Origin of the sequence: Caballeronia udeis (assembly GCF_001544555.2) — a bacterium.
Lineage (GTDB): Bacteria > Pseudomonadota > Gammaproteobacteria > Burkholderiales > Burkholderiaceae > Caballeronia > Caballeronia udeis.
Genome location: NZ_FCOK02000027.1, coordinates 17,994 through 42,373 on the forward strand (window position 1 = coordinate 17,994; position 24,380 = coordinate 42,373).

Sequence of the window (24,380 nt, forward strand, 5' to 3'; positions counted from 1 at the left end):
TCGCTCGCAGGACTTCATGGCCCGAGCGTAGCACTGTTCACGCCGATAAAATCACCGCGGCGCAGGTCATTGTTCTTCGGTAAGCAGGACTTTCTCCACGCGCCGGTCGGGCACGAGCCACACAACGGCCACGAGCGCATACAGGGCCGCGGCGACCCACGGCTCCCAGAACGATGCGGCGATGGCGACGAGATACAGCACCACGGAAATCTTTCCCTTGCGATCCGCGCCGATTGCGCGCTCCAGCATTGAGTTGGCTCCATGCAGGCCGATCAACGCACGCGTAAGGATGTACCAAGCGACCGCCGTCATGAACAGGTCGAAGCCGTAGAGCGCGGTGGGCCATGACGCCATGTGATTCTCGCCCATCCAGTTGGTGGTGAACGGCAGCAGCGACAGCCAGAAGAGGACGTGAAGGTTCGCCCACAGCACGCTGCCGTTGACGCGTTTGGCTGCGTGCATGAGGTGATGGTGGTTGTTCCAGTAGATGCCGACATACACGAAGCTCAGCACGTAGGCACAAAACACCGGGCCGAGCGCGCTGAGTGACACCAGATCGGCGCCATGCGGCACCTTGAGTTCCAGCACCATGATCGTGATGATGATGGCGATCACGCCGTCGCTGAATGCTTCGATCCGGTTCGTGCCCATCTTCGTCCTTTCTTGTGCTTGCTCGTGCTTGCTCGTTGCGACGCGGCGGTCGATAGCCTTGCGGCCTGGGTGGCCCTGACACGGTCGCACCCCGGCCGCTCGCAGCAAATTATGCGTGAGCGACCTGGCGTTGTCGATTTAGCGCGAGCGGGAGAAAAAACGCGGTGGTGGTTGGCTGCAATGCAGCGCATCCCTGGCGACCCGGACGCGGGACGCTAGCGCCTGTCTGGATTGGCCCGCCGGCCGTCCGATGGTAGAATGCCGTCCGCTTGGCGGGGTGATGAAATTGGTAAACATAGCGGACTTAAAATCCGCCGCCTAACGGCTTGCCGGTTCAAGTCCGGTCCCCGCTACCAGCGTCAGCTTGATTGCCAGAGTGACCGTCAGATTGACTGAGCGTCCGCTGAACGAAAGGGGTGTTTTTCTGCCGCATGCAGATCAGCGCAACGATCACTGTATATTCATACAGAAACGTATCAACGTCGTTGCGCCCCCGGATTTCATTTGTACCGGTTGAAAGGAAACGAGAGAAGCCGCACCGCACGACGCTGGCCCGCTTTATCGATGCCGAAACCGCCGCCAGTCCCCTGTCTTCGCTTAACCGACTGCAGTAGACTGCGCGTCCTACCTAGCGCGAGCCATCATGAAACATCGAACCCTTTATGCGGTGGCCGCTGCTGCCGTTCTTACCTGCACCGCAGGCTGCACCACCCCGTATCGCAACGGCCAGGTGTGCAAGGCCAGGATGGTCGATACCTACCCCGCCTCCGAGCCCAGGCTGAGCTATGACCCGCCCCGGGTCGCCTATCAAGGCACACGTGTCGTGGTCGAAGGAAGCTACACCAAAAAGATTCCGCCAACAGGCGTGACTCCGATCAAAACCACGACATTGCAAGTGCAAGCCGCCGTCGAATGCACGTTCGAAGGCAGTAGTCTCAAGACGTTCCAGTGGCTGACCCCGGCGGATCTCGCCGCAAAGTACCCGCTGAAGCCGGACACCAGCGACACGGAGTAACCGTATTTCCGTAGATTCATTGACGCTCTCATTTCGACACGTCAATGAACACACGGATTTGCTCATGCAGCGGCTCAAGCAGTGACTCAGGCATCGACTCAGGCCTCACATGGCCCCCGTCAGCGGACTCCGGTCGTCTTTAGTATCATCAGCGGCTCGCTTCGTGCGTTGAATCCTCGAGCCCTCGCCCATGTCCGCTGCCGCCACCGATTCAAATTCCCACGCCCCGCATCATCCGCCTCACCCACATTATTCGCGGGCGACGCTGCTCGTCCTGGCGACGATCGCAGGCGTATCGGTCGCTAATATCTATACGAATCAGCCGCTGCTCGCGGCATTTCGCGCGTCGTTCCCGGAAAGCGCGGGGATGATCGGCGCGGTGCCCGCCGTCACGCAACTCGGCTATGCGCTCGGCATGTTATTGCTGGCGCCGCTCGGCGATCGCTTCGACCGCCGCCTGATCATTCTTCTGCAACTGGCCGCGCTCGGCATCGCGCTCGTCGCGGCAACAGCCGCGCCCACGCTCGGCGTGCTGATCGCCGCGAGCCTGGCGCTCGGTGTCGTGGCGACCATCGCGCAGCAAGCCGTACCCTTCGCCGCCGAACTCGCGCCGCCGGCGCAACGCGGTCACGCGGTTGGAACGGTGATGAGCGGCTTGCTGATCGGCATCCTGCTCGCGCGTACGGTCTCGGGTTTCGGTGCGGAGTACTTCGGCTGGCGAGCCGTGTATGGCGCCTCGGTCGCCGCGACCATCGCGCTCGCCGTACTCGTGGTAATGCGCCTGCCGCGCAGCAAGCCGACCTCCACACTCCCCTACGGCCGCCTGCTCGCGTCAATGTGGCATCTCGTGGTCGAGTCGCCGGCACTGCGCGAGGCATCGATGACGGGCGGCGCGTTGTTCGCGGCGTTCAGCATCTTCTGGTCGGTGCTCACGCTCCTGCTCGCCGGCGAGCCGTTCCATCTCGGCCCTCAGGCGGCCGGACTGTTCGGTATTGTCGGTGCAGCGGGTGCACTGGCCGCGCCGCTTGCGGGCAAGTCGGCGGACAAGCGCGGACCGCGGGCGGTAGTGTCGCTGTGCATCGTGCTGGTGGCTGTCTCGTTCGTGGTGTTCGCGCTGTCGGGACACAGTCTCGCAGGCTTGGTGATCGGCGTGATCGTGCTCGATATCGGCGTGCAAGCCGCGCAGATATCGAATCAATCGAGAATCTACGCGCTCAAGCCGGAAGCACGCAGCCGCGTGAATACCGTGTACATGGTCGTCTATTTCATTGGCGGCGCCGCGGGATCGGCCGTTGCATCGCTGGCCTGGCACGCGTTCGGTTGGGTCGGCGTATGTCTCGCGGGACTTGCAGCCACCGGGCTTGCCGGCTTGAGCCATTCGCGAAGCCGTTCCAAAAAGGCCTGAGTCCGGCGCTTGCTTCAAGCCGAAGGCGCTGCGCCCCGGGCGCGCGCGTAGTGATGCAACGCGTCGAGAACGCGGTCGAATTCCAGGGATTTATCGAAGAAATGGCGCACGCCGTATTGCAGGCAACGCTCGCGGTAGGCCGGCAGCGCGTGGTTCGTCAGGACAGCGGCGAACGCCGAATCGGTCATGCCGGTACGCTGCAAGTACGCCAGCACCTCGACGCCGGAACCGCGCTTCAGTTGCAGGTCGACAATGACTGCATCGAATCTCTGCGCTTCCAGCAGCCCGATCGCCGTTTCCGGCGTGTCCGCCCATGCGGTGACCCGCAGTTCGCCGGACGCATCGATCGCTTCCACCAGGCTGCGCCGGATCAACGGCGAGTCTTCGATCAACAGCACGCTCAGCGGCCGCTTGTGCGCGAGACCGGTTTTATCGACGATCGTTTGTTGGCCCACGGCGGGCATCCTCCTACTCGATCAAACCGTTCTTGATCGCGTAATACGTGAGATCGGCATTGTTCGCGAGCCGCATTTTTTCAAGAACGCGAGCGCGATACGTGCTGATCGTCTTCACCGACAAATGCAGTTCCTCCGCTATCTCGGTCGGAATCTGACCGCCCGCAAGCTTGCAAAAAATCTGAAACTCCCGCTCCGACAATGTTTCGTGCGGCCGCCCGGTCGCGGGTTTTTCGAGCTTGTCAGCGAGTGCGTCGGCGATAAATTCCGACAGGTACCGGTGGCCCCGCGCCACCGTCCGAATGGCCCGCACGATCTCGTCGGGCGCCGCGTCCTTGTTCAGATACCCGTTGGCGCCAGCACGCAGCAGGTTGATCGCGTACTGGCTTTCCGGATAACCCGACAGCATCAGCACACCCTGCTCCGGGCGGATCTGCTTGATCACACGCAAGGTATCAATACCGTTCTTGTCCGGCATCGCAATGTCCAGCAGCACGACGTCAAATGCGCTTTCGCGCACGCGGGCGATGGTTTCGTCACCGGTGGACGCTTCGGCGGCGACTTCCATGTCGGGTTCGTCCGCGACGAATTGCCGGAACCCGCTTCGCACAATGGCGTGATCGTCCGCTATCAACACTCGAATCATCTGCGCTGTCCGCGGCCATTTTTAGAGTGAATCATTGTCCTGACAACGCCCGGCGAGAATCATCCTGCCGCGCGTCGTCCTGAAACTTCACTGGTTTTTCAACGTTACCGCACAATCAGCCGTCAAGGCCGTCGAGCAGGTCGGCCATGTCGTCGGCGTGTTCTTCCTCGACCGCCAGGATCTCTTCGAAAATCCGGCGCGTGGTGACGTCCTTCTCTCCGATATAGCGAATGATTTCACTATATGTATCGATCGCAATGCGTTCCGCGATCAGGTTCTCCCGAATCATGTCGATCAGGTTGGCGCCTTCCTTGTACTCGGAATGCGAGCGCGACGCGAGGCTGTCGGGTGCGAAATTCGGCTCGCCGCCCAACTGGACGATACGTTCCGCGATGGTGTCCGCGTGCTCCTGCTCTTCGGTCGCGTGCTGCGCGAATTCCGAAGCGACCGCTTCCGAATGAATGCCCTTCGCCATGAAGTAGTGGCGTTTATAACGCAGCGTGCAGACGATCTCGGTGGCGAGCGAATCGTTCAGCAGCTTCAACACGACTTCCTTGTCCGCGCCATATGACGAGGTAACCGGGCCGTCGTCCATGTGCCGACGCGCGTTGGCGCGAATCTTTTCCATGTCCAGCACAAAGGGATCGGACTTGCCGCCGGCTTCCTTCGATTGTGCCGGTGCAGCTTTTACAGCAGACGATTTCGACATTGATGCGCTCCAGAAAAAGAATCGGTTTTTGTCCGACGGTTGGGCAGGTTCATGATGTGTGCGTCGGGAATATCGGGCGGCACCGCCGCCCGCGGTCACTCTCGTCATGGCCTGCATGCGGCGTGCCTGCCCGCGCCAGGTGCTTGCCGGCTATTCGGCCAGCGCTAATCGATTATTTTCTTCGTCACGATAAAACCAAGCACGAGGAACACAACGCACAGGACCAGGAAAAGCACGAACAGGAATTTCGCGATACTGGCCGCGCCCGCTGCCACACCGGTGAAGCCGAGCAAGCCCGCAATGACAGCGACAATGGCGAAAAACAATGCCCACTTCAACATGATCGGTTCCCCAATAAGGTTGGACTAGTAACTGGATGTTAGCGAGGCTGTCATGAACTGCCATCTGGATGCGCGCCGTTTTTCGTGTAGGAGAGCGCCGACAAACGCTTTCAATGCGCTTCTTACTTCACGTCTTATCCGCCTCTTACCCGTCGCGAATCGAGCGCAATTCAATCAACCCCGGACGACGCGAAAAGTTACACTGGCCGGACAGAAACCCGGCGACTCCCTATGACTTCCTCTTTGCACGAAGGCGGCACGGCGAATCCGGTAGCGGGCGTCACGCGGCGCGCAACCCGCTTCAGCGCGCGTTTGAACGGCTGGATGCGTCGCTGGAGTTGGGCCGTCGCGATGACCGTGGCCATCGTGATCACGGTCGGCGGCCTTGTGATACTCGAGTCGGGCCGCATGCGGATTGCCGCGGAATACGAGACCGCGCTCGATGCGAAAGGCGCCACCACGCAGCTGACCGCGCTGGCGGCGGACATCGCGTCATTGACCGCCGACGAACGCGCGTTTCGCCTCGCGCCGGACAACACCTACACCGCCGACTCCAATGCGGCGGCGGCGAGGATCAGACAAACGGTCGCGTCGCTGGATGCGTACTATCGCCGCAAGGCGGACGACACCGCGCTCGCCAGTTTCAAACAGGTCAGCGCTATCCTCGATGCACGGATCAACGCGGGACTTGCAGCAGGCTCTGGTTCGGACGCCGATGCAACTACCCCTGTCCTTGACAGCACGCTCACCCTGCTGCGCCTGAACGAAGAGCACCGGGCGCAATCGGCGCTTGACGCGAGCCGCGCCGACCAGCGTATTTCCACGTTATGCGTGGGCGCATTGTGCGGATTGAATATCGTGTTGTTCCTGCTGTTGTTCCGCAATCTCGGCATCCAGCTGGACAAGCAGGACCGGGTGCAACAAAAGCTGATTACGCAGCAAGAGGAGCTGGACCAGCTCGTGTTCGACCGCACGCGGCAACTGGAGGAGCTCGCGTGGCATCTGCAGTCGGTGAGTGAAAACGAGAAGACCGAGCTTGCCCGCGAACTGCACGACGAACTCGGTTCGATCCTGACGGCCAGCAAGATGGACGTGGCGTGGGTCAACAACAAGCTCAAGAGCACCGAGCCCGCGATGGCCGGGAAACTCGGCCGTGCGCTCGCGAATCTCGATCAGGGGATTGCGCTGAAGCGGAGGATTATTGAAGACATGCGGCCAACCGTGCTTGCCAACTTCGGACTGGTCACGGCGCTGCGCACACTCGCCGATGAAACCGCGCAACGCACCGGCTGGACGCTCGAACTCGCGCTGCCCGACGACGACATCAAGCTCGGCGAAGAGGTCGAGATCGCGTTGTTCCGGGTCGCACAGGAATCGCTGACGAACGCGGCCAAATACGCGCACGCGTCGAGCGTGTCGATTGCGCTGGCGCTGGATGAAGAGCGGGTATCAATGCATATAGCCGATGACGGTGTCGGCATCCGCCCACAGGATCTGCAGCGTACGCACACGCATGGACTGCTGGGCATGCGCCAGCGAGTCAGTGCGCGCGGCGGTCGTATCGAGATCGAACGACGCCAGCCGCATGGCACCGATATCCGCGTCACCATGCCACGCGTACGCAACTTCGACGCTTGACGGCCCACCGCCCTGTTGGCTTTTTGCTGGCGCTCGCGCTGCGCTTGTAGGACGGCGCTGACAGAAGTTGCAGACGGCGCCGACACGATAAAAACATCCGCGCCTACAGCTTGCGCACGCGCAGTTTTTTATGATTATTCAAACTGGCGTGGTCGATCGAAGCGGTTCGAAGCGGTGATCGATCGTAGCCAAGGCCGCGATGTGTCTTGCAGCCGCTTTTGCTGTTGGACGCCGGGTGGCCAGGATTCGAACATCGGGCACGCTTTCATGGCCGAACGGCTGGCGTACCCGCATCAAACTCAAGGGGAATTGCTCATGACTCGACTTATCGCTTTGCTGTTGATCGTCGGAACTGCCGCGCTTGCAGCTTGCAATACGGTGGCCGGCGCCGGCCAGGACCTTTCGAAGGGCGGCAACGCAATCACGAACTCGGCCGACAAGCACGGCGCGGAGTAACGAAGGAAGCTGGCGGCGGATAGTGAGAGGTTCGTGACCAGTCCCAGTTTGCTGACAGCCGTCTTCGCGGCCACAAAAAACGGCGGACCTTTCTGGAATTTTCCGGAAAGGTCCGCCGTTTTTGTACCGCCCGCTGTCAAGCCGGCGTCAAACCAGTCCGCGCCGCTTGTAATCGAACCAGAACGACAAAGCCACGCTCGCGAGGATGATAAGGGTCGCCATCACGGTCCACTTCGTGATCACCTCGCCGAGAAACAGCGCGCCTATCACCACGGCCACAACAGGATTCACATACATGCAGCTACTCGCGATAATCGGGCTCGTGTGGCGAATCAGGTAGGCATACGCAACATACGCCGCCATCGACCCGACGAGCATCAGGTAGAGGTAAGCCAAAAACGGCGTAAATGCCATGCTCACAATACGCTCGCCTGACACCCACGCGACAACGGTCGCCATCGCGCCGCCAAGGCTGATCTGCAGCGCAGTCGATACCAGCAAGTCGGACGGCAGCTTGAGACGCCCGGCGAGAAACGAGCCGGCCGCCCAGAAGAGCGCGCCGCACAGGATTGCAAGACTGCCGGCAGTCGACCCCGACGACGGATCACCGTGATTCAGCAGCGCAATCCCGATCAGCCCAAGCCCGACCGCAATCCACTCCCCCTTCGCGACCTTGCGTCCTGCTATAGCCGCAATGACAGTAGCGAACAACGGCACGGTCGCGACCATGACAGCGGCCGTGCCGGTCTCGACCGTGCGCATGCCAAATGCGAGCATCCCGCTCGATAAACCCACGAGCAGCGTTCCGACCGCCGCTGCGTTACGCACTTCGGCGAAAGTCGGCCAGACCGGATCGCGGCGCGCAGCGAAGATGAACAAACCAATGCCGGCGAAGAAGTTGCGCAATCCCGACAACATCAGCGGAGGAAACGATTCCAGCGACAGATGCACCGCCATGTAGGTCGAACCCCATACGAGGTACACCACGCAGAGGGCAAGCGCCACGCGGCCGCTGCGGGTTGCGGGAAGCCCGAACGGGAAATGGCGAGGAAGATTGAACGGGCGGCGCTTGGAGGCATCGGCGGACGCTTGCGGGTTTGTCACGCCCGGCGAAACATTCCGCGAAACGTCCGGCGGGGTGTCCGGCGAATGCAATGGCAATGCCGATGACGCATCCGCCGGCGGGCGCGGAAACGGCAGCACATCAGCCGAGGGCTGCGGCTGCGACGGCACGAGCTGCAATGGTGGCGAATCAGAATCCGGCGATCGCGGCGGCGGCAACGGTGTAGACATCCGTTACTCCGTGACGAAGAAGATTGCAACGTCAGCCGGCCAGACGGACAGGCTTACGGACAGGCTTACAACCACCGCTTTCGCCTCACCCGGAACTGCGGGAAGCGATGAACGGCGCGCATGCCGCTCGAGCGTCGCGGCAAAACGGGCAAGGCAGAACAACATGTCGGAAGCAGAAAAAGGGGTCGGGCAACAAGGTGCCGAAGCTCGATACCGGCTTGAAAAGCCGGCAGGAGCCGCCGCGAGTTTGCCGGACCGATCGGGTGAAAAATGTCGGACCACATCCGGGAAAACACGGTGGTCGTCATTATGCAGTAAGCGATGCATCCGCACGCGTGAGTGTTACAGATGGTTGCCAACACACTACGGCGAGGTGTATTGTGGCGGCTGCTAACGCGGGGGTCCTGCGCTGCACATCGCAATCTTTCACCGGATTGTCCGTGTGTCGCGGGTGAGAAATACCCTTTGAACCTGATCTGGATAATGCCAGCGCAGGGAAGCGTTCGGATTTCGCAGCGCTGGGGTCTTTTTTCTTTCTCGCGCATCCCCGCCTGATCCGCCCGCCTCCTTCTCTGCTTTTTCTTCGGTCTCCCGTGGCTAGCGTTTGACTCAGCCGACTTCGTGCGATCTCGTGCCATTTGGTGCAATTTCGCACGCCTGGCGCTTTTCGCAGGCCGGCTGGGAAACACCCGTCCCCCGCAAACATCTGCATGGGACCGGAGTAGACGCCAAAGCGCCAACACCGGTCGACAAAGGAGAGCCGCATGAACGCCAATCCGAAATTCCTGTCCGACGACGCTGTCGTCGACGCTGCCGCCGTCGCGCCGCTGCCCAACTCACGCAAGATCTACGTGACGGGCTCACGCCCCGACATCCGTGTGCCGATGCGCGAAATCACGCAATCCGACACCAACGAAAGTTTCGGCAGCGAGAAAAATCCGCCGGTCTATGTCTACGATTGCTCCGGCCCGTATTCCGACCCGGAAGCCAAGATCGATATCCGCTCGGGTCTGCCGGCCGTTCGCCAGGGCTGGATCGAAGAACGCGGCGATACGGAGTCGCTCGGCGGCCTCTCGAGCAATTTCGGCCGCGAACGCGCTGCCGACCCGGCTACCGCCGACCTGCGTTTCAAGGGACTGCATCGCACGCCGCGCCGCGCAGTGCCGGGCAAGAACGTCTCGCAGATGCACTACGCGCGCCAGGGCATCATCACGCCGGAAATGGAATACATCGCGATCCGCGAGAACCAGCGCCGTGCCGAGTATCTGGAATCGCTGCGTACGAGCGGCCCGAACGGCGAAAAACTCGCCGCGATGATGGGCCGCCAGCATCCCGGCCAGGCGTTCGGCGCCCAGGCTTTCGGTGCAAACGCGCCCAAGGAGATCACGCCCGAGTTCGTCCGCGAGGAAGTCGCCCGCGGCCGCGCAATCATCCCGGCGAACATCAACCACCCGGAAAGCGAACCGATGATCATCGGCCGCAATTTCCTGGTGAAGATCAACGCGAACATCGGCAACTCGGCGGTGACATCGTCGATCGGCGAAGAAGTCGACAAGATGACCTGGGCCATCCGCTGGGGCGGCGACACGGTCATGGATCTCTCGACCGGCAAGCACATTCACGAAACGCGCGAGTGGATCATCCGCAATAGCCCGGTGCCCATTGGCACGGTGCCGATCTATCAGGCGCTCGAAAAGGTCAACGGCAAGGCCGAGGACCTGACCTGGGAAATCTTCCGCGACACGCTGATCGAACAGGCCGAACAGGGTGTGGATTACTTCACGATCCACGCCGGCGTGCTGCTGCGCTACGTGCCGATGACCGCCAACCGCATGACGGGCATTGTCTCGCGCGGCGGCTCGATCATGGCGAAATGGTGTCTGGCTCATCACAAGGAAAGCTTCCTGTACGAGCACTTCGAAGACATCTGCGAAATCATGAAGGCCTACGACGTGAGCTTCTCGCTCGGCGACGGCCTGCGTCCGGGTTCCATCTATGACGCCAACGACGAAGCTCAGCTCGGCGAACTGAAGACGCTCGGCGAGCTGACGCAGATTGCGTGGAAACACGACGTGCAGGTGATGATCGAAGGTCCCGGCCACGTGCCGATGCAGCTCATCAAGGAGAACATGGACCTGCAACTCGACTGGTGCGACGAAGCGCCGTTCTACACGCTTGGGCCGCTCACCACGGACATCGCGCCGGGTTACGACCACATCACGTCGGGTATTGGAGCCGCGATGATCGGCTGGTTCGGCACGGCCATGCTCTGCTACGTCACGCCGAAGGAACACCTGGGGTTGCCGAACAAGGACGACGTGAAGACCGGCATCATCACGTACAAGCTCGCGGCTCACGCCGCCGATCTGGCAAAAGGCCATCCGGGTGCGCAAGTGCGGGACAACGCGTTGTCGAAGGCGCGCTTCGAATTCCGCTGGGATGACCAGTTCAATCTCGGCCTCGATCCGGACAAGGCACGTGAATTCCACGACGAAACCCTGCCGAAGGACTCAGCCAAGGTCGCACGCTTCTGCTCGATGTGCGGCCCGCACTTCTGTTCGATGAAGATCACCCAGGACGTCCGCGAATATGCGGCGAAGCAAGGGGTATCGGATATCGAAGCGTTGAAACAAGGCATGGAAACGAAGGCGATCGAGTTCGTGAAAAAGGGCGCTGAGATTTACCAGCGCACGTAAGAAGCATCAAGCCGGGCGCCTGTGAAGGCGCAACGCTTCCGGTAACAAATAAAACGGCCCGCCGCATGTCTGTGCGACGGGCCGTTTCGCATTGAGGGACGTGCAACTCAGTAATTGTCTGCGGAATACGACGATCGGGCACCGTTTCTGCTTCTACATTGTAAGAATCGGCAGAACCTGTCTTTTCGCCGCCGGGTTGGACGTGGACAGTCAGGCTCCTCCGCCAAGCGCAAACCATGCGCGACGAGAAGCTCGCCGGTTTGACAGCAACCCGTCATACCTTCGTGAATCATCGTTTTTGGAGAGTTGAAATGGACAAGATCAAACAGATTGGCGCTGCTGCGCTCATTGCCGCGCTTCTCGGCGGCCTGTCTGCCTGCGATCAAATGACAACGCGGCAACGCGATACGGCTATTGGCGCGGGTGTCGGTGGCGTGGCGGGTGCGGCACTTGGCGGCAACGCGCTGTCGACAGTGGGCGGCGCGGCCGCAGGCGGCCTGATCGGCAATCAGGTTGGCAAGTAGCGTGATACCTCAGCGTGTCGGATGATTTTGCATCTGACGCACTGGGCCCGGTCGCCACGCTTTGCTAACACGGCGACCGGGCTGCAACCGAACTCAAGCGCTCCGGTGCACCAAACCTCACCTGTGAAACGGACCGAAACATTGGGATCTGCGTCCATGCTTTCCCACGTTCGATCGATGCGCTAGGCTCCGGATGTCCCGTTCATTCGAACGGTCGCGTTCCGACGCAATGAGGAGTCGCACCATGAGCCCGAAGCTCGCACTATCCGCCCTCGTGGGCGCTTTGAGCTTGAGCGCTTGTTACTACGTGCCGTACGGTTATTACCCAGCGTATCCGCCTTATCCGGGCACTCCGGTAGTCAGCACAGCACAAACGCAGCAGGAGAACCCTGTCGCACCGGCCGGAGCATCCGGTACCGGCTATACGCAAAACTATCAAGGCACCGGCAACCCTCCGTCCGCGTATGCATCAACAACACCGCAATACGTCGCTGCACAGCCTGCTGTCTACGCGCCTTATCCCGCTTACTACCCAAGCTATCCGGTCTACGCGCCCTATCCGGCCTATTACGGTGGCTACGGTTATCCCGCGTACGGTTACGGCCCTTTGCTGTCGGTTGGCTTCGGCTGGTACGGCGGCGGTGGACGCGGGCATTACTATCGTCACTGAGTTGTTGTCACTGAGCGCTTCGCCCTCTGCTTTTCCACTTGGGCGGCTGTTATCCGCTCGATGTAACGCTTCCACATAAGCCGCGCTAGCCATAGCGCGGTTTGTTTTTTTGTGCGCGTCGTTCGCCAGAATTCCTTGCTCGCTGCGCCAGTCCGGACGCTACGGTTACAGGAATCCTTATCATGTTGGTCTTCGCCCACGTCCTGCCCTGGCTTGTCGCCGTTCACAGCGTGATCTGCGTCCGGTTTTGCGCCGGGTTACATGCGCCCCGTCCGGGACCGACGCGCCCGATACGCATGACCCCGCCACGCGCCAAGACTTCGATACAACCTGCAAGGCTATGGTTAATCCTTCCTTGACGCGCGCCATCCCCGCCCTATCCTTAGACAAGACGCATTATGCAAACGCTTAGTTGCATGGTGTGTCGAGCAGCGGCGCGCTTATTGCACGCCGAATAAAACTCACGGAGCTGTCGCGGTACCGGTCGCCATGGCCGGAGAACGCCACGCGTTCATCAAAATATTCATCAGAACAAGACCAGGAGACAACATGTTTCATCAGATTCTGACACCTGTCGGGGGCTCGCTCGGCCTGTCCTTTCTCGTCGCCGTGCTGCCTATTGCAGTCGTGCTGGCGCTGCTTGGGTGGGCGCGCCGGCCAGCGTGGCAGGCATCACTCGCCGGCTTGATTGTCGGCATCGTAGTGGCCGTTGCCGTGTGGCATTTCCCCATAGGCCTGGCAGCCGATTCCGTTGCGGCAGGCGCCGTGTTCGCCGTCTGGCCGGTCATGTGGATCGTCTTCGCGGCGATCCTGCTCTACAACATCGCGCAGCGCTCGGGCCGCTTCGAAGCATTCCGGGTATGGATGATCGACAACCTGCCCAACGACCGGCGCATCGTGCTGGTGGTGATCGGATTCTCGTTCGGTGCGCTGCTGGAAGGGATCGCCGGTTTTGGCACACCGATCGCCATCACGAGTTCGCTGCTGATCCTGCTCGGCTTTCCGACGCTCGAAGCGCTCACCTTCACGCTGATCTTCAACACCGCGCCGGTTGCGTTCGGCGCGCTCGGCGTGCCGGTCACCGTGCTCGGCGCCGTGACCCATCTCTCCCCCGACCTGCTCGCCATGATGGTCGGACGCCAATTGCCGTTCTTCGCGCTGCTGCTGCCGTTCTACGTGATCGGCGTGTACGCGGGCTTTCGCAACATGCTCAAGATCTGGCCGGTGCTGCTGGTCGCCGGCGGGACGTTCGCGCTCACGCAATTCGTCACGTCGAACTACATCAACTATTCGCTCACCGATGTGCTTGCCTCGCTTGTGTCGCTGATCCTGACGATCGCATTCCTGCGCGTCTGGAAACCGGCGCCGGACGAGCGTTTCGCCATCAACGTGGATCGGGTCGCGCAGACCCGCGGCAAGGTTTCCGGCAGCCACGGCTGGGTGCCGTGGATCGTGGTATCGGTGGTCGTGATCGTTTGGACCGTCGCAAAGATCTTCCTGATCGGCGATGTGAAAGTGCCGTGGCCTGGGCTCGACAAAGCGGTCTTCATCACGCTCTATAACCAGCCGTACGGCGCGATCTGGGACTTCCAGCCGCTCGCGACCGGCACCGCGATCCTGGTGGCATCGATTATCACCGCCGCGATCGTGCGGCTGCCCCTGAGCGAATTTCGCGCGTCGATCGTGGATACCTGGGTCCAGACACGCATCGCCATCCTGACGGTTGCGACTATCGTCGGGCTCGCGTACCTGATGAACTACTCGGGGATGAACTACACGCTCGGCCTGGGCGTGGCGTCGGTGGGAGCTTTCTTCCCGCTGGTCTCGGCGTTCCTCGGTTGGGTCGCGGTGTTCCTCTCCGGCAGCGATACGTCGGGTAATGCACTGTTCGGTAATCTGCAAGTGGTCGCGGCACGGCAGCTCAATCTCAACCCAATCCTGATGGCCGCCACGAATTCATCGGGCGGGGTGATGGGGAAGATGATCTCGCCGCAGAACATCTCGACGGGCGTCGCCACCACCGAACTGAAAGGCAAGGAAGGCGTGGTTTTCGCGAAGACGTTCAAGCACTCCATTCTGTTGACCGTGCTGCTCGGTGTGCTGGTCTGGCTGCAGCAGAACGTGTTGACCTGGATGATTCCGCATTGACGGGAAAGCGCGCGGCACGTCTTGATTTTTGCAGGCTTGTTTTGAACGTCAAGGTTCCTGCCGCGTGCGAATGCGGGTGGCAGGGCTTGGCCTTCGATGGACGGCGCTGATTGCGTTGCGAGCCAGCATGGGGGTTGGTCGTGCAACGTGCATCGCCCAAGCGTTGACCGGGCGAGCAGCGGACCGCCGTGCCAGGCAGGCTGAATGCGGCTCACTCCCCGACTACCCGTCCCCGCCTTGCCTTCACCGCGCCTCGCCGCACTTTCCCATCCACCCTTCGCAACTGCGAAGCCCGGGTAGGTTTCGTCGCCACGCGTGTGCGGCGCGTCACGCTGACGCGCTGGATCATCTCGTCGAGCCGTGCGAGCGCCGCCGCCCGATTCATGTCCTGCGTGCGGTGTTCCTGCGACTTGATGATGATCACCCCGTCGCGCGTAATGCGACTATCGCGTAACGCAAGCAGGCGCATCTTGATCGTTTCCGGGAGCGACGACGCCTGGATGTCGAAACGCAGGTGAATCGCGCTGGATACCTTGTTGACGTTCTGACCGCCCGCTCCCTGCGCGCGCACGGCGCTCAGCTCGACCTCGTTCGGCTGGATCACATACTCGATCGTATGATTCACAATGCAGCCTCCGCAATGCGCGCGGCCAGACCGGAGTCACGCCGCGTGGGTGTCCGGACGGCCTGCGCAAAAACGTCCGCCGAGCCAATGACATCGACACGGCTACGCGCCCGTGTGATCGCCGTATAAACCAGTTCCCGCGACAACATCCGGCCAAACGCGCTGGGCAGAACCAGCGCGGCGTGGTCGAATTCAGAGCCCTGCGATTTGTGGACAGTCAGCGCAAACGCCGTATCGTGCGGCGGCAATGCGGCGGGCGAGAGCATCCGCAACGTGGAGTCCGCCATGCGGAAGCAGACCTGCATGGCACCGCCCGGCGCCGGCAGCGCAATGCCGATATCGCCGTTGAACACGCCCAGCGCGTAGTCGTTGCGCGTCACGATCACCGGTCGCCCCGCGAACCATTGAGCGCCTGCGCCCAGCGTGACCGACGCAACCGCGCGGACCCACGCCGAGACCCTCGCGTTGATTTCATCCACGCCACGCGGCCCATGACGCGTGGCGGCGAGGATACGAAAGCGGTTGAGCGCATCGAAAAGCGGCGCGGCGCCGGTTCCCGCTTCAAGCGTTTCGGCAAGCGCTCGCGCGTACGGCTCAAAACCGGCGTTCAGGTGCGCCAGGGTGCGCTCCGAGAGATGGGGTCCGGCATCGTCGATGAGTAGCGCCGCTTTTGCCGGATTGTCGCGACTGCCGGGCGTCAAGGCAGCAAGCGCGTCGTCAACGGAACCGCGACGGATGGCGACCGATAACCGCCCAATATCCGAATCCAGGCCGAACCGGTAATTGTGCTGCAACCACACGACACAATTGGTCAACGGACTCACCGCGGGTTGTCCGGGCGCGACAGGCGCCGCCGGATGCCAGTCGACTTCGGGCAGGCCGGCCAATATGTCATGAGCGTCATAAGCGCCGGTGCCGTCGTCCGGGATCAGATAACCGGGCTCGTCAATCCACATGGGTTCGGTTTCAAGCAGCGCGGTTTGATCATCATCGTGGTGCGGCAACGCGGCGATGAACCGCGCGGCCGGCATCGACAACGCTGCCGCTATCCGCGCCGCGCCGGCATCGCTGAAAACCGGCTGCGCGCTCAATTCCGCGAACACAGCGCCTGCTTCCACAGCGGCCAGTTGATCCTTGTCGCCGAGCATCACGAGCCGCGCACCGGGCGCGACCGCTTCGAGAAGATGCGCGGCGAGCGCGACGTCGATCATCGACGCCTCGTCGATCACGATCACATCAAACGGCAGCGGATTGTCGCGATGATGCCGGAAGCGCCCGTTCGCCTGCGTGCCAAGCAGACGCTGCAACGTGAACGACGTATGCGGCAAACGCGCGGCCAACTCGGGCGGCAACACATTGGCGCGTTCTGCCAGCGCCTCCTGCATGCGCTGTGCCGCCTTGCCGGTCGGGGCCGCGAGCGCGATTCGCAAAGCCGGGTTTTCGTCGAGCAGGCACGCGAGCACGCCGACAACTGTTGTTGTCTTGCCCGTTCCCGGACCGCCGCTCACGATGGTGAGACGTCCCGACAACGCCACAAGCGCGGCCACGCTTTGCCAGTCGATGTTGTCATCGTCATTCTTTGATGCCGCAAAATAGCGCCCCACGCGCGCTTTCAATTCGGCCGGATCGATAGGCCTGGCAGACACTTCGGCACGTTCGACCAGTGCCCGCGCGAGCCGCCGTTCATAGTCGAAATACCGGGCGAGATAGATACGCCGGCTCGAATCTATAACGAGCGGCAGCAGGTCCGCAGCCGCTTCCCGGCCGTCACACACCACGCCGCTTGCCAGCAACGCGGCATGTACCGTGCCGACCGTTTCGCCATACCGCTGCGCGAGTGCATCAAGCGCAATGCACACATGCCCTTGCGTAGTCGCGCGGCTTATTGCGAATGCCGCGCGCTGGGCCCAGCGTACGTTGCCGGCATCGCCCTGAAGGCGCTTCGATAACGCGCCTATCCGGCGCGCGAAACCATCGGCAAGCGCGACGTTGTCGTCGGGGACGAAAGTCAGGTCGGGCGCGTTCATGCGGCAACTCCTTGCATCAGGCGGTCGATCGCCTCGATTAGTTCCAGCGATGGCTTGCCCACATGCACGCCTGCTGCCCGGTCGCCCTCGCGCCAATCGGGCCGTACGCCGCGCAGGAACAAATACAGGTAACCGCCGACATGCCGCTCGAACGCGTAATCGCGCAACCGCACACGCAGGTAACGATGCAGCGCGACGACGTAGAACAACGCCTGCAAATGGTAAGCATGCGAGGCCATCGCCGCACCCAGAGATCCCTCGTCGTAATCGGCCGGCGTCAGCCCAAGATGATTCGACTTCCAGTCGACGATCCAGAAGCGCCCTTCGTGCTCGACGATCATGTCGATGAACCCTTTGACGAAGCCACGCAAGGTTCCGGCTTCCAGTGCGACATCGGGGAAGCCATGCGAGACGAGCACACGCCGCAAGGCCGAGAAATCCAGCGATTCCGCAGGGAACAGGAACTCGAGTTCATTCATGCGCCGCTTGGTGGGGATGGTGTGGAGGCGCATGCCGGATACGAGTTCGGTCGCAACTGTATCAGCCAGGAGACGCGCCATCATTGCGGGCAGGTCGGCAGCCGGCGCGTCATACGTGGAAACAGCAATGGGATGTTCATGCAACGCGCGCCCGATCGCTTCGGGCCATGTGGCCGAGTTGGTGAAATCAGCGAGTTCGTACATCCGGTGCAGGCACTCGCCCGCCGACGGACCGCGCGGAAACGCGAGGATATCGTCGGCGGCGAGCTGGACCGGCGCTGCGGGCACCGGCGTTTCGGCGGCCATGATTGCATCGATAAGTCCGTCGTGGTCAGGACGTTCATCAGCGGGCTGCGCCTGGTTCGATTCCTCGCGGGCACCGGCTGCAATCATCGAGCTGAAGCTCGCGGTCCGCCAACTGTCACGCAATACACGACGGCTGGTTCGCGGCTGCGGCACGAAGGCGGCGTCGCGATTCACCACAAGCGGTTCGCGCACGTCGATCACGGGCAGGGGTTCGACGGAAATGGAGCCGGTTGCAAGCGCTTGCCAACTTCCGACCACATCGTCTTCCTCGGGCGGCTCGGTGAGCCAGTCGCCAAACGGATGGCCTGCGCCCGCGACCAGCCAATTGAGTACGCTACGCCGCGATTCCTTCGCCGATTTCCCGATCAGATACACCCCTCCAACCACATAACACCGGTACACGGCACGCGTGAGCGCCACATACACAAGCCGCGCGCGCTCGGCGGCCTGCTCGCGCGTGGCAAGCGCGGATGCGCGTTCACCCTCTTCGTCGGTATAGCCGTAGTGCAGGATGGCCGCACCGCCGTCGTGATATTCGCGGGCATCAGGCAGCCCTGTGGACGGCGGATCGCGCAACGCGCCGTCGTTCAGGAACGGACAGAACACGACGGCATATTCCAGGCCTTTCGATTTATGCACCGTGACGATCTGCACAAGGTTGCGATCGGACTCAAGCCGCAACTGCGCATCTTCCCCACCGTCCTGCTCCGCGCGCTGTGCGGCAAGCCAGCGCAGCGTGGGCGCAATGCCCGGTTGCACAGCGCCGCGCGCCTGGATCAACTCGGCCAGATGATTGACGTTGGTCAGGCGGCGCTCGCCGTCTGGACCTACGACCAGACGCTGCGCGATCAGCAACTCACGCGCGAGCGTGCGCCACATGACCGCGAAACCGCGCTCGTGCCACAGCATCCGGTAACGCGAGAAACGTTCGACCCAGCTCATGGCGTCGGTTGCGGCGGAGCCTTCAACGGCTTCGCTATGCTCCATGTTCCACAACGCGGCGGCGTCCAGCCCGAGCCAGTCCGTTGCAAGCGCCGCGCGCAGACGGCGCAAGTCGCCGGGAGTATCAATAGCGGCGAGCAAACGCTCGATCTGCTCGGCATCGAACGTACCGAACACCGACGCCTGCGCCAGTTCCACGCTGCCCACGCCCCAGCTCGCCAGCACGCGCTTGACGAGACTTCCCTGCCGATGCGTCTGCACAAGGACAGCTATCTGGCCGGGCGACAAGGGCTTGTCGCCTATCGTTACTTCCCCGTTTTGAGCGCCGCGCAGCAAACGCACGATCTCCGCCGCGCAGGCCTCGGCCGCCTGGCGGTTGGCGTTCGTTTTCGATAGCGCGGAATCGCCTTGCGGCAACATCCACACGCAGAAATCGGCGGTATCGGAATACGCGGCCGACGCTGTGTTGTCGTTGAACGGCTGGCGTTCACGGGTACCTGCGCGCACCGGCTGATACGTCAATCCGTCGAGGATAAACGCCGCCGGGTTTGCGCCGAAAATGCGATTGCAGGCGTCGATGATCGGTGCAGTCGAGCGCTGGTTGACCGCAAGCGTATATCTCGCCGATGCCTGCTCGCGCGCCTTCAAATACGTATGCAGGTCGGCGGCACGGAAGCTGTAGATGGCCTGCTTCGGGTCCCCGACCAGAAACAGCGGTCCTTGCGGCGCGAAGATGCTGTTGAAGATAGCGAACTGCAGCGGGTCCGTGTCCTGGAACTCGTCGATCAACGCTGCCGGATAACGTGCCCGAAGCGCATCGGCGAGCCACGGGTTGGCCGCGAGCGCCTGGTACAGGTTGGACAGCAGGTCATCGAACGACACCACGCGCCGCGTCCGCTTGCGCGCCGCCAGTTCCAGCGGCGCATAGTCGAGCCACTCACGCACAATGCCAAGCCAGGCCGCGCGCTGCGTCGCTTCCGCTGCGGCCGCGGCGGCGGCAAGCGTCTCGGCGTGATCGAAGAAAACGTGCGACGGCGGCTCGTTCTTCACCTTCGTGCCTTTCTTCAACGCACTCGCCGTGAGCTTCAGCGCTTCCTTCGGCGGCGCAGCGTGGCAGTCGTTGTCGGCGAAATAGTCGGACCACGCCGCCACTGCCGCATCGATCAGCGTGCGCTTGTGCGTGGTCTTGCTGAGCTTCGCTTCGGCGTCGATCAGCAACTGCACGATGGTGTCGCGTTCGACATGCCACACCGCGCACGCCGTATCGAACAGCGCTCGCGCGTCCTCGCGCGTCGCCAGTTCCGACTCACCCCAACGCAACGTGGCAAGCGGCTTTTTAAGCCGACGCGAAAGCTGTGCGTCGAGCGACGCCGGTCCCGCGCCCTTGCTCACGAGCCACGCGGCGAACGATGAATCCCTCGCGGCGGCCGGCTCAACCCGTTCACGCCAGAAGTCCGCCGCCATCTCGAAGCGCAACGCGCTGTCGTCGGCTTCGAGTTCGAACGCGAACGGCATGGTGGCTGCGAACGGCGCCTCTTGCAGCGCACGCTGGCAAAACGCATGAATCGTATGGATGGCGGCCTGATCGAACGTATGCAGCGCGATCCTGATGCGCTTGAGCGCCTCATCGGGATCGATGCGTTCAAGCGTGGTCTCGAACAAACGCTCGAGGAACGCGTCGTCCGCGGTGTCGCCGGTTTCCATTGCGTGCGCAATCTGGACGAGTCGCGAACGGATACGCTCATGCAGTTCAGCGGTCGCTGCCTTCGTGAAGGTGACCACGAGGATAGCGTCGGCGGCAAGCTTCTTTTCGAGCAGAAGGCGAACGTATAACGCGCAGATGTTCCACGTCTTGCCCGTTCCCGCCGATGCTTCAATCTGGTTCACGCCGTCGAGCGGACATTCGAAGACGTCGAGTTCGCCGGCTGTTGGGGTGCTTGCTTCGTTACGCATCATGCGTCGCTCCGCATGTGCTGGATCAGCGGGTCGAAGACGATCCTGGCCGACGTGACGAAGGTCTCGTCGAGTCTCAGTTCAGCGCCGCGAAACGCAATGCGCAACGCGGGGTCGTCGGATTCTCCGCGCGTCCGGTCGGATATCCACACACTCTGCGCCTTGGACTCGCTCTCCCGGACCCATGTCCACGCGCTCTTCGGAAAGAACCTCAACGGCAGCCGCCGCCCGGCGCGATATAACGCGGCGAGGGTCGCCAGGTGCGCATGCGGATCGTCGACGGGCATCAGTTCAAAGCCGCTCGATTGCGCGCCACGGCCGTGCCACACCGTGCGTCGCGGGCCGTCAGGCAACGCAGCGCAGTAGGCAAGATGGGCAAGCCATGCAGAGAGGTAGTCGCGGGCGCGCGGCACGTCGTATCGGTAGATGATCTGGCCTTCGTCGGTGAGCAGATTCAAAGTGCCGTGAAGCTGCATGGGTTGCAAAGCGTCAGCTTGCAAAGTGGCGTCGTGGCGGCCGAACAACTCGGCGTCCGGCCAAATCGGCTTGATATCCAGCGTGAACGGCAAGCGCGCGGCGCCTTCCGATGTCGCGACCCGCACCCGGTTGGCAAGCGAATGCAATGCGCCGATTTCCCGCGATTGCCACACGCCGCCCGTCGCACCGCCCGGCATTTCGGGACTCGCCCGCGCGACACGCCGCGCACGATCGAGGCCGTGGGATTCATTGTCGGCGGTGAGCTCGAGCAGCGCGGGCAGCACGCGATCGGCAAGCGCGGCACGCCCTGGATATTGGAGCTCGAACGGTTCCGTATCGCCGAGTTCGGTTTCAGCGTCGAAGAGCGAGATGCCAAGCCGATCGCGCAAGATAGCGCGCGCCGGATGACGCCAGAAACGCTCGAAGTCGTCGAACGCAACGGGCTCCACGTCTTCCGCCGGCAACGGCTCGCTAAAGAACTTCACTGACGGTTCGACCCTGCCGAGCGCCAGCGTTCGCGCCAGTTCCGCGCGCTCCGGCTCGTAGGTGAACAACGGCGCGCTGAAGTACTCCGGGGCGAACGGCTGCAACGGATGTTCGAACACAAAGCGGCTGCGCGCGCGCTCGAGCTCTTTCGGCGATGCGCCCTCGCCCGCCACCGTTTCCGCCAGATAGTCGAGCAATTCGTCGATCAGCGCTGCGGGCGGCAGCGCGGCATTGTCGCGGATGCTGCGGCCCGTGTAGGCGATCATCAACCGGTCCCGCGCCGACAACAGCAAGTCGAGAAACAGATTGCGCTCGTCGTCACGGCGTTGCCGGTCGCCAAGCTTGCCGAAACTCGCCATCAGGTCGAATTCGTCGGCGCGCGTGAGACTGGGCAACATGCCGTCGTCCATGCCGAGCAGGCAGACCACGCGATACGGCAACCCGCGCAAGCTCGTCAGCGACGAAAACGTCACGCCGCCCCATGGGACGCCGCCACGCGCGGCGTCGTCGAGAGCGTCCGTGAGCGCCGTTCGCAGAACGTCGGCGGCAATTTCGGTGTCGACAGCACCTTCGCTCATTGACAGCATCAGTGCATCGAGTGTCGAACGGACGTCGGCGATCGAGTCCGCGAACGGCAGACCGGCATCGAAGAACTGGGTGAGCGCGTCGAGCAGCAATTGCGTCCAGGCCTGCGGCGTACGCGCCGTGGCTATGCGCTCGCCAAACGCTTCGATGTCGTCAATGAACCGTGTCAGCCGGCCGAGCAACTCCGCATCCGACCCCTGCGCGCCGCCAACCGGCAACCATTCGTCGACAGGCGCACCGCCGTCGGGCAACGCATAGCCGAGGAACAGCCGCGTGAGGGCGTCGGAGAAAGTGTGACGGGCCGCGGGCACGTCGGCGGCAGTGACGGCCGACGGCGTGAGCCCGCGCCGTGCGCCGGCCGCCGCAAGCCACGTCTGCGCGGTTTCCAGCGCGACGGCGTCTATGCCATAACGCGCCGCGACCGCGTCGACCCGCAGCCATTCGATCAACTCAGGCGCGCCCACGCTGCGTTCGGGCAGCGCCAGCCAGTCGAGCAGCACGCGCGCAACCGGGTTTGCCTGCGACGGCGGCAGACCCGTGATCCGGTACGGAATCCGCCGGCGCTCGCCGGCCACGCCAGCGGGCGCGGTGCCGAACACGCCATCGATCAGCGGGCCCGCCGCCGCAAGATCCGGAAACGCCACGAGCACATCCGACGGCTGCAGCCCGTCGATCTCGTCGAACCAGCCGAGCAAACGGTCGTGCAACACTTCGAGTTGCCGCGACAAGCTATGGCACACATGAATTTCGATACCCGGTTCGAGCGCTTCGCCGGGCTCGGCAACCTCATTCAAATTGAGGATCGCGTTCTGCACATGGGCCAGCCACGTCGGCGCGGGGTTCTCCTCGAAATGGCTGGCTTCCCGCGACGCAGCGCTCTCCGTCAGCTCGCGCAGCATGTGCAACTGCGCCTGCGTCTGGCGTCCCCATTCGGCGAGCAGCGGGTGACCCACCTCCTGGAAGTCCAGCTTCCCCGCCAGTTCGAGTTGTTCCACCCGCGCCTCGCTCACGATGTCGAACCAGAACTCGCGGCACGGATCAATGGCGTAGATCCGCACGTCGATCCATCGCGACAGCTCGCGCAGCAACGCAATATGCAATGACGGCATGGTCGGCAACGCAAACACGCTCACGCGCTCCGGCCACTCGGCCTTCATGACGGCGTCGAGATCGAGTTTCGGCGATTCGCTCAGGAAACGGTAGGCGGGCGGCGTGGGATCGTGCTCGCCGGCGTCTTGCGCCAGGTCGGCGAGCAGCGCACGCCATAGCGCTGCCTGCCAGCGTTCGTCCTCGCGCTGGATGGCCGTGGCATTCGGCAGACGCGGGCCGTTTGCATCGGCTGCCCCGCCGGCCGAGGCCAGGATCGACCCGCCGGCCTGCCAGTGCAGCAGCCATTCCGGCCGGTACGTCAGATAGTGATCGAACACCGTCGCGATACGCCGCGCGAGTTCGTAGCGCATGGAGTCGTCCGCGGCGTCGAGGTAGGCGCGCAGCCGCGACGAGCTCTCCGGCGCGGTCTGCGTCATTGCACCGAGCAACCGGAAGCAGCGCCACACGAGCCGGTCAGGCGCAAATGGCGAATGCTCGGGGACGGGCAAGACGCCCCCGATCCTGGCCCACAACCACTGCGCGAGATAACACAGGTCCACGTTTGCGCAGATGCCAAAGCGCGCGGCCATATCCAGCTCAAGCCGGCGCCGCACCGCCGCGCTCGGCACGATGATCGTCTGACGCGCGAACGGATCGCCGCCATTCAGCGCGAACGCGGCGACGTCGTCGAGCAGCGCCTGCGACAGCGTTTCATGGCGATTCGAATAGAAAAGTTCGAGCATGGATCCTGCTAATTGGGCATG

18 protein-coding genes, 1 tRNA gene and 1 riboswitch are annotated in these 24,380 nt (G+C 62.7%); of the genes, 9 read left to right on the top strand and 10 right to left on the bottom strand.

Annotated features, from left to right (window positions below; genetic code table 11):
- Positions 1–66: 66 nt before the first annotated feature.
- Complete coding sequence (locus AWB69_RS19870; RefSeq protein WP_062087837.1) at positions 67–651, bottom strand: TMEM175 family protein; 585 nt, start codon at positions 649–651, stop codon at positions 67–69.
- 271 nt (positions 652–922) lie between these two features.
- Between AWB69_RS19870 and AWB69_RS19875 the strand changes: the two genes are divergently transcribed.
- The 3 genes from AWB69_RS19875 to AWB69_RS19885 all read left to right on the top strand — a co-directional run bounded on the left by AWB69_RS19875 (position 923) and on the right by AWB69_RS19885 (position 3,071).
- A tRNA-Leu gene (locus AWB69_RS19875) sits at positions 923–1,007 on the top strand.
- A gap of 287 nt (positions 1,008–1,294) precedes the next feature.
- Positions 1,295–1,666 carry a hypothetical protein gene (locus AWB69_RS19880; RefSeq protein ID WP_062087838.1) on the top strand — a complete coding sequence of 124 codons (372 nt, stop codon included), beginning with the start codon at positions 1,295–1,297 and terminating at the stop codon, positions 1,664–1,666.
- 190 nt (positions 1,667–1,856) lie between these two features.
- Positions 1,857–3,071, top strand: coding sequence for an MFS transporter (locus AWB69_RS19885; RefSeq protein WP_062087839.1), 1,215 nt, complete (start codon positions 1,857–1,859; stop codon positions 3,069–3,071).
- 14 nt (positions 3,072–3,085) lie between these two features.
- Here the strand turns inward: AWB69_RS19885 and AWB69_RS19890 are convergent, their stop codons facing one another.
- The 4 genes from AWB69_RS19890 to AWB69_RS45905 all read right to left on the bottom strand — a co-directional run bounded on the left by AWB69_RS19890 (position 3,086) and on the right by AWB69_RS45905 (position 5,222).
- Entirely contained in the window at positions 3,086–3,535 is a 450-nt protein-coding gene (locus AWB69_RS19890; protein WP_062087840.1) for a response regulator, read from the bottom strand.
- 4 nt (positions 3,536–3,539) lie between these two features.
- Entirely contained in the window at positions 3,540–4,172 is a 633-nt protein-coding gene (locus AWB69_RS19895) for a response regulator (RefSeq protein ID WP_062087842.1), read from the bottom strand.
- 115 nt (positions 4,173–4,287) lie between these two features.
- Positions 4,288–4,881, bottom strand: a complete 594-nt coding sequence (locus AWB69_RS19900) for a ferritin-like domain-containing protein (protein WP_062087844.1) — start codon at positions 4,879–4,881, stop codon at positions 4,288–4,290.
- Between the two features lie 164 nt (positions 4,882–5,045).
- Positions 5,046–5,222, bottom strand: coding sequence for a DUF1328 domain-containing protein (locus AWB69_RS45905; RefSeq protein WP_075643953.1), 177 nt, complete (start codon positions 5,220–5,222; stop codon positions 5,046–5,048).
- 231 nt (positions 5,223–5,453) lie between these two features.
- On the opposite strand from AWB69_RS45905, the gene AWB69_RS19905 reads away from it, so the two are divergent.
- Both AWB69_RS19905 and AWB69_RS19910 read left to right on the top strand, forming a co-directional pair.
- Entirely contained in the window at positions 5,454–6,860 is a 1,407-nt protein-coding gene (locus tag AWB69_RS19905; RefSeq protein ID WP_062087846.1) for a sensor histidine kinase, read from the top strand.
- 315 nt (positions 6,861–7,175) lie between these two features.
- Entirely contained in the window at positions 7,176–7,316 is a 141-nt protein-coding gene (locus tag AWB69_RS19910) for an entericidin A/B family lipoprotein (RefSeq protein WP_062087943.1), read from the top strand.
- Positions 7,317–7,463: 147 nt separating this feature from the next.
- On the opposite strand, the gene AWB69_RS19915 is transcribed toward AWB69_RS19910, so the two are convergent.
- Positions 7,464–8,609, bottom strand: coding sequence for an EamA family transporter (locus AWB69_RS19915; protein ID WP_082913483.1), 1,146 nt, complete (start codon positions 8,607–8,609; stop codon positions 7,464–7,466).
- Positions 8,610–8,996: 387 nt separating this feature from the next.
- Positions 8,997–9,125: riboswitch (TPP riboswitch) on the top strand.
- 248 nt (positions 9,126–9,373) lie between these two features.
- On the opposite strand from AWB69_RS19915, the gene thiC reads away from it, so the two are divergent.
- From thiC to AWB69_RS19935, 4 genes are all read left to right on the top strand, one after another.
- On the top strand, positions 9,374–11,305 hold the full coding sequence (gene thiC / locus AWB69_RS19920) for a phosphomethylpyrimidine synthase ThiC (protein WP_062087848.1): 1,932 nt from the start codon (positions 9,374–9,376) through the stop codon (positions 11,303–11,305).
- 311 nt (positions 11,306–11,616) lie between these two features.
- The gene (locus tag AWB69_RS19925) at positions 11,617–11,829 is read left to right on the top strand and encodes a glycine zipper 2TM domain-containing protein (protein WP_062087850.1); all 213 of its coding nucleotides are present in this window, start codon (positions 11,617–11,619) and stop codon (positions 11,827–11,829) included.
- A 244-nt stretch (positions 11,830–12,073) separates the two neighbouring features.
- Positions 12,074–12,499, top strand: coding sequence for a hypothetical protein (locus AWB69_RS19930; protein WP_062087853.1), 426 nt, complete (start codon positions 12,074–12,076; stop codon positions 12,497–12,499).
- Positions 12,500–13,048: 549 nt separating this feature from the next.
- Positions 13,049–14,647, top strand: coding sequence for an L-lactate permease (locus AWB69_RS19935; RefSeq protein ID WP_062087855.1), 1,599 nt, complete (start codon positions 13,049–13,051; stop codon positions 14,645–14,647).
- A gap of 211 nt (positions 14,648–14,858) precedes the next feature.
- Here the strand turns inward: AWB69_RS19935 and arfB are convergent, their stop codons facing one another.
- Genes arfB through recC form a run of 4 tightly spaced genes read right to left on the bottom strand, consistent with a single transcriptional unit; the run spans position 14,859 to position 24,359 of the window.
- Positions 14,859–15,272: an alternative ribosome rescue aminoacyl-tRNA hydrolase ArfB gene (gene arfB, locus AWB69_RS19940; protein ID WP_231937172.1), complete on the bottom strand. Its 414-nt coding sequence runs from the start codon at positions 15,270–15,272 to the stop codon at positions 14,859–14,861.
- On the bottom strand, positions 15,269–17,299 hold the full coding sequence (locus AWB69_RS19945) for an AAA family ATPase (protein WP_062087857.1): 2,031 nt from the start codon (positions 17,297–17,299) through the stop codon (positions 15,269–15,271). The genes arfB and AWB69_RS19945 overlap by 4 nt, the downstream gene beginning before the upstream one ends.
- Positions 17,296–20,982: an exodeoxyribonuclease V subunit beta gene (recB, locus tag AWB69_RS19950; protein ID WP_062087859.1), complete on the bottom strand. Its 3,687-nt coding sequence runs from the start codon at positions 20,980–20,982 to the stop codon at positions 17,296–17,298. The genes AWB69_RS19945 and recB overlap by 4 nt, the downstream gene beginning before the upstream one ends.
- Positions 20,979–24,359, bottom strand: a complete 3,381-nt coding sequence (recC, locus tag AWB69_RS19955; RefSeq protein WP_062087861.1) for an exodeoxyribonuclease V subunit gamma — start codon at positions 24,357–24,359, stop codon at positions 20,979–20,981. Before recC ends, recB begins: the two co-directional genes overlap by 4 nt.
- Between the last annotated feature and the right edge of the window lie 21 nt (positions 24,360–24,380).

What these genes read in the sequence shown, in the direction of transcription:
- AWB69_RS19870 (WP_062087837.1), bottom strand. Translation starts at nt 651, where the DNA reads ATGGGCACGAACCGGATCGAAGCATTCAGCGACGGCGTGATCGCCATC.
- AWB69_RS19880 (WP_062087838.1), top strand. Translation starts at nt 1,295, where the DNA reads ATGAAACATCGAACCCTTTATGCGGTGGCCGCTGCTGCCGTTCTTACC.
- AWB69_RS19885 (WP_062087839.1), top strand. Translation starts at nt 1,857, where the DNA reads ATGTCCGCTGCCGCCACCGATTCAAATTCCCACGCCCCGCATCATCCG.
- AWB69_RS19890 (WP_062087840.1), bottom strand. Translation starts at nt 3,535, where the DNA reads ATGCCCGCCGTGGGCCAACAAACGATCGTCGATAAAACCGGTCTCGCG.
- AWB69_RS19895 (WP_062087842.1), bottom strand. Translation starts at nt 4,172, where the DNA reads ATGATTCGAGTGTTGATAGCGGACGATCACGCCATTGTGCGAAGCGGG.
- AWB69_RS19900 (WP_062087844.1), bottom strand. Translation starts at nt 4,881, where the DNA reads ATGTCGAAATCGTCTGCTGTAAAAGCTGCACCGGCACAATCGAAGGAA.
- AWB69_RS45905 (WP_075643953.1), bottom strand. Translation starts at nt 5,222, where the DNA reads ATGTTGAAGTGGGCATTGTTTTTCGCCATTGTCGCTGTCATTGCGGGC.
- AWB69_RS19905 (WP_062087846.1), top strand. Translation starts at nt 5,454, where the DNA reads ATGACTTCCTCTTTGCACGAAGGCGGCACGGCGAATCCGGTAGCGGGC.
- AWB69_RS19910 (WP_062087943.1), top strand. Translation starts at nt 7,176, where the DNA reads ATGACTCGACTTATCGCTTTGCTGTTGATCGTCGGAACTGCCGCGCTT.
- AWB69_RS19915 (WP_082913483.1), bottom strand. Translation starts at nt 8,609, where the DNA reads ATGTCTACACCGTTGCCGCCGCCGCGATCGCCGGATTCTGATTCGCCA.
- thiC (WP_062087848.1), top strand. Translation starts at nt 9,374, where the DNA reads ATGAACGCCAATCCGAAATTCCTGTCCGACGACGCTGTCGTCGACGCT.
- AWB69_RS19925 (WP_062087850.1), top strand. Translation starts at nt 11,617, where the DNA reads ATGGACAAGATCAAACAGATTGGCGCTGCTGCGCTCATTGCCGCGCTT.
- AWB69_RS19930 (WP_062087853.1), top strand. Translation starts at nt 12,074, where the DNA reads ATGAGCCCGAAGCTCGCACTATCCGCCCTCGTGGGCGCTTTGAGCTTG.
- AWB69_RS19935 (WP_062087855.1), top strand. Translation starts at nt 13,049, where the DNA reads ATGTTTCATCAGATTCTGACACCTGTCGGGGGCTCGCTCGGCCTGTCC.
- AWB69_RS19945 (WP_062087857.1), bottom strand. Translation starts at nt 17,299, where the DNA reads ATGAACGCGCCCGACCTGACTTTCGTCCCCGACGACAACGTCGCGCTT.
- recB (WP_062087859.1), bottom strand. Translation starts at nt 20,982, where the DNA reads ATGATGCGTAACGAAGCAAGCACCCCAACAGCCGGCGAACTCGACGTC.
- recC (WP_062087861.1), bottom strand. Translation starts at nt 24,359, where the DNA reads ATGCTCGAACTTTTCTATTCGAATCGCCATGAAACGCTGTCGCAGGCG.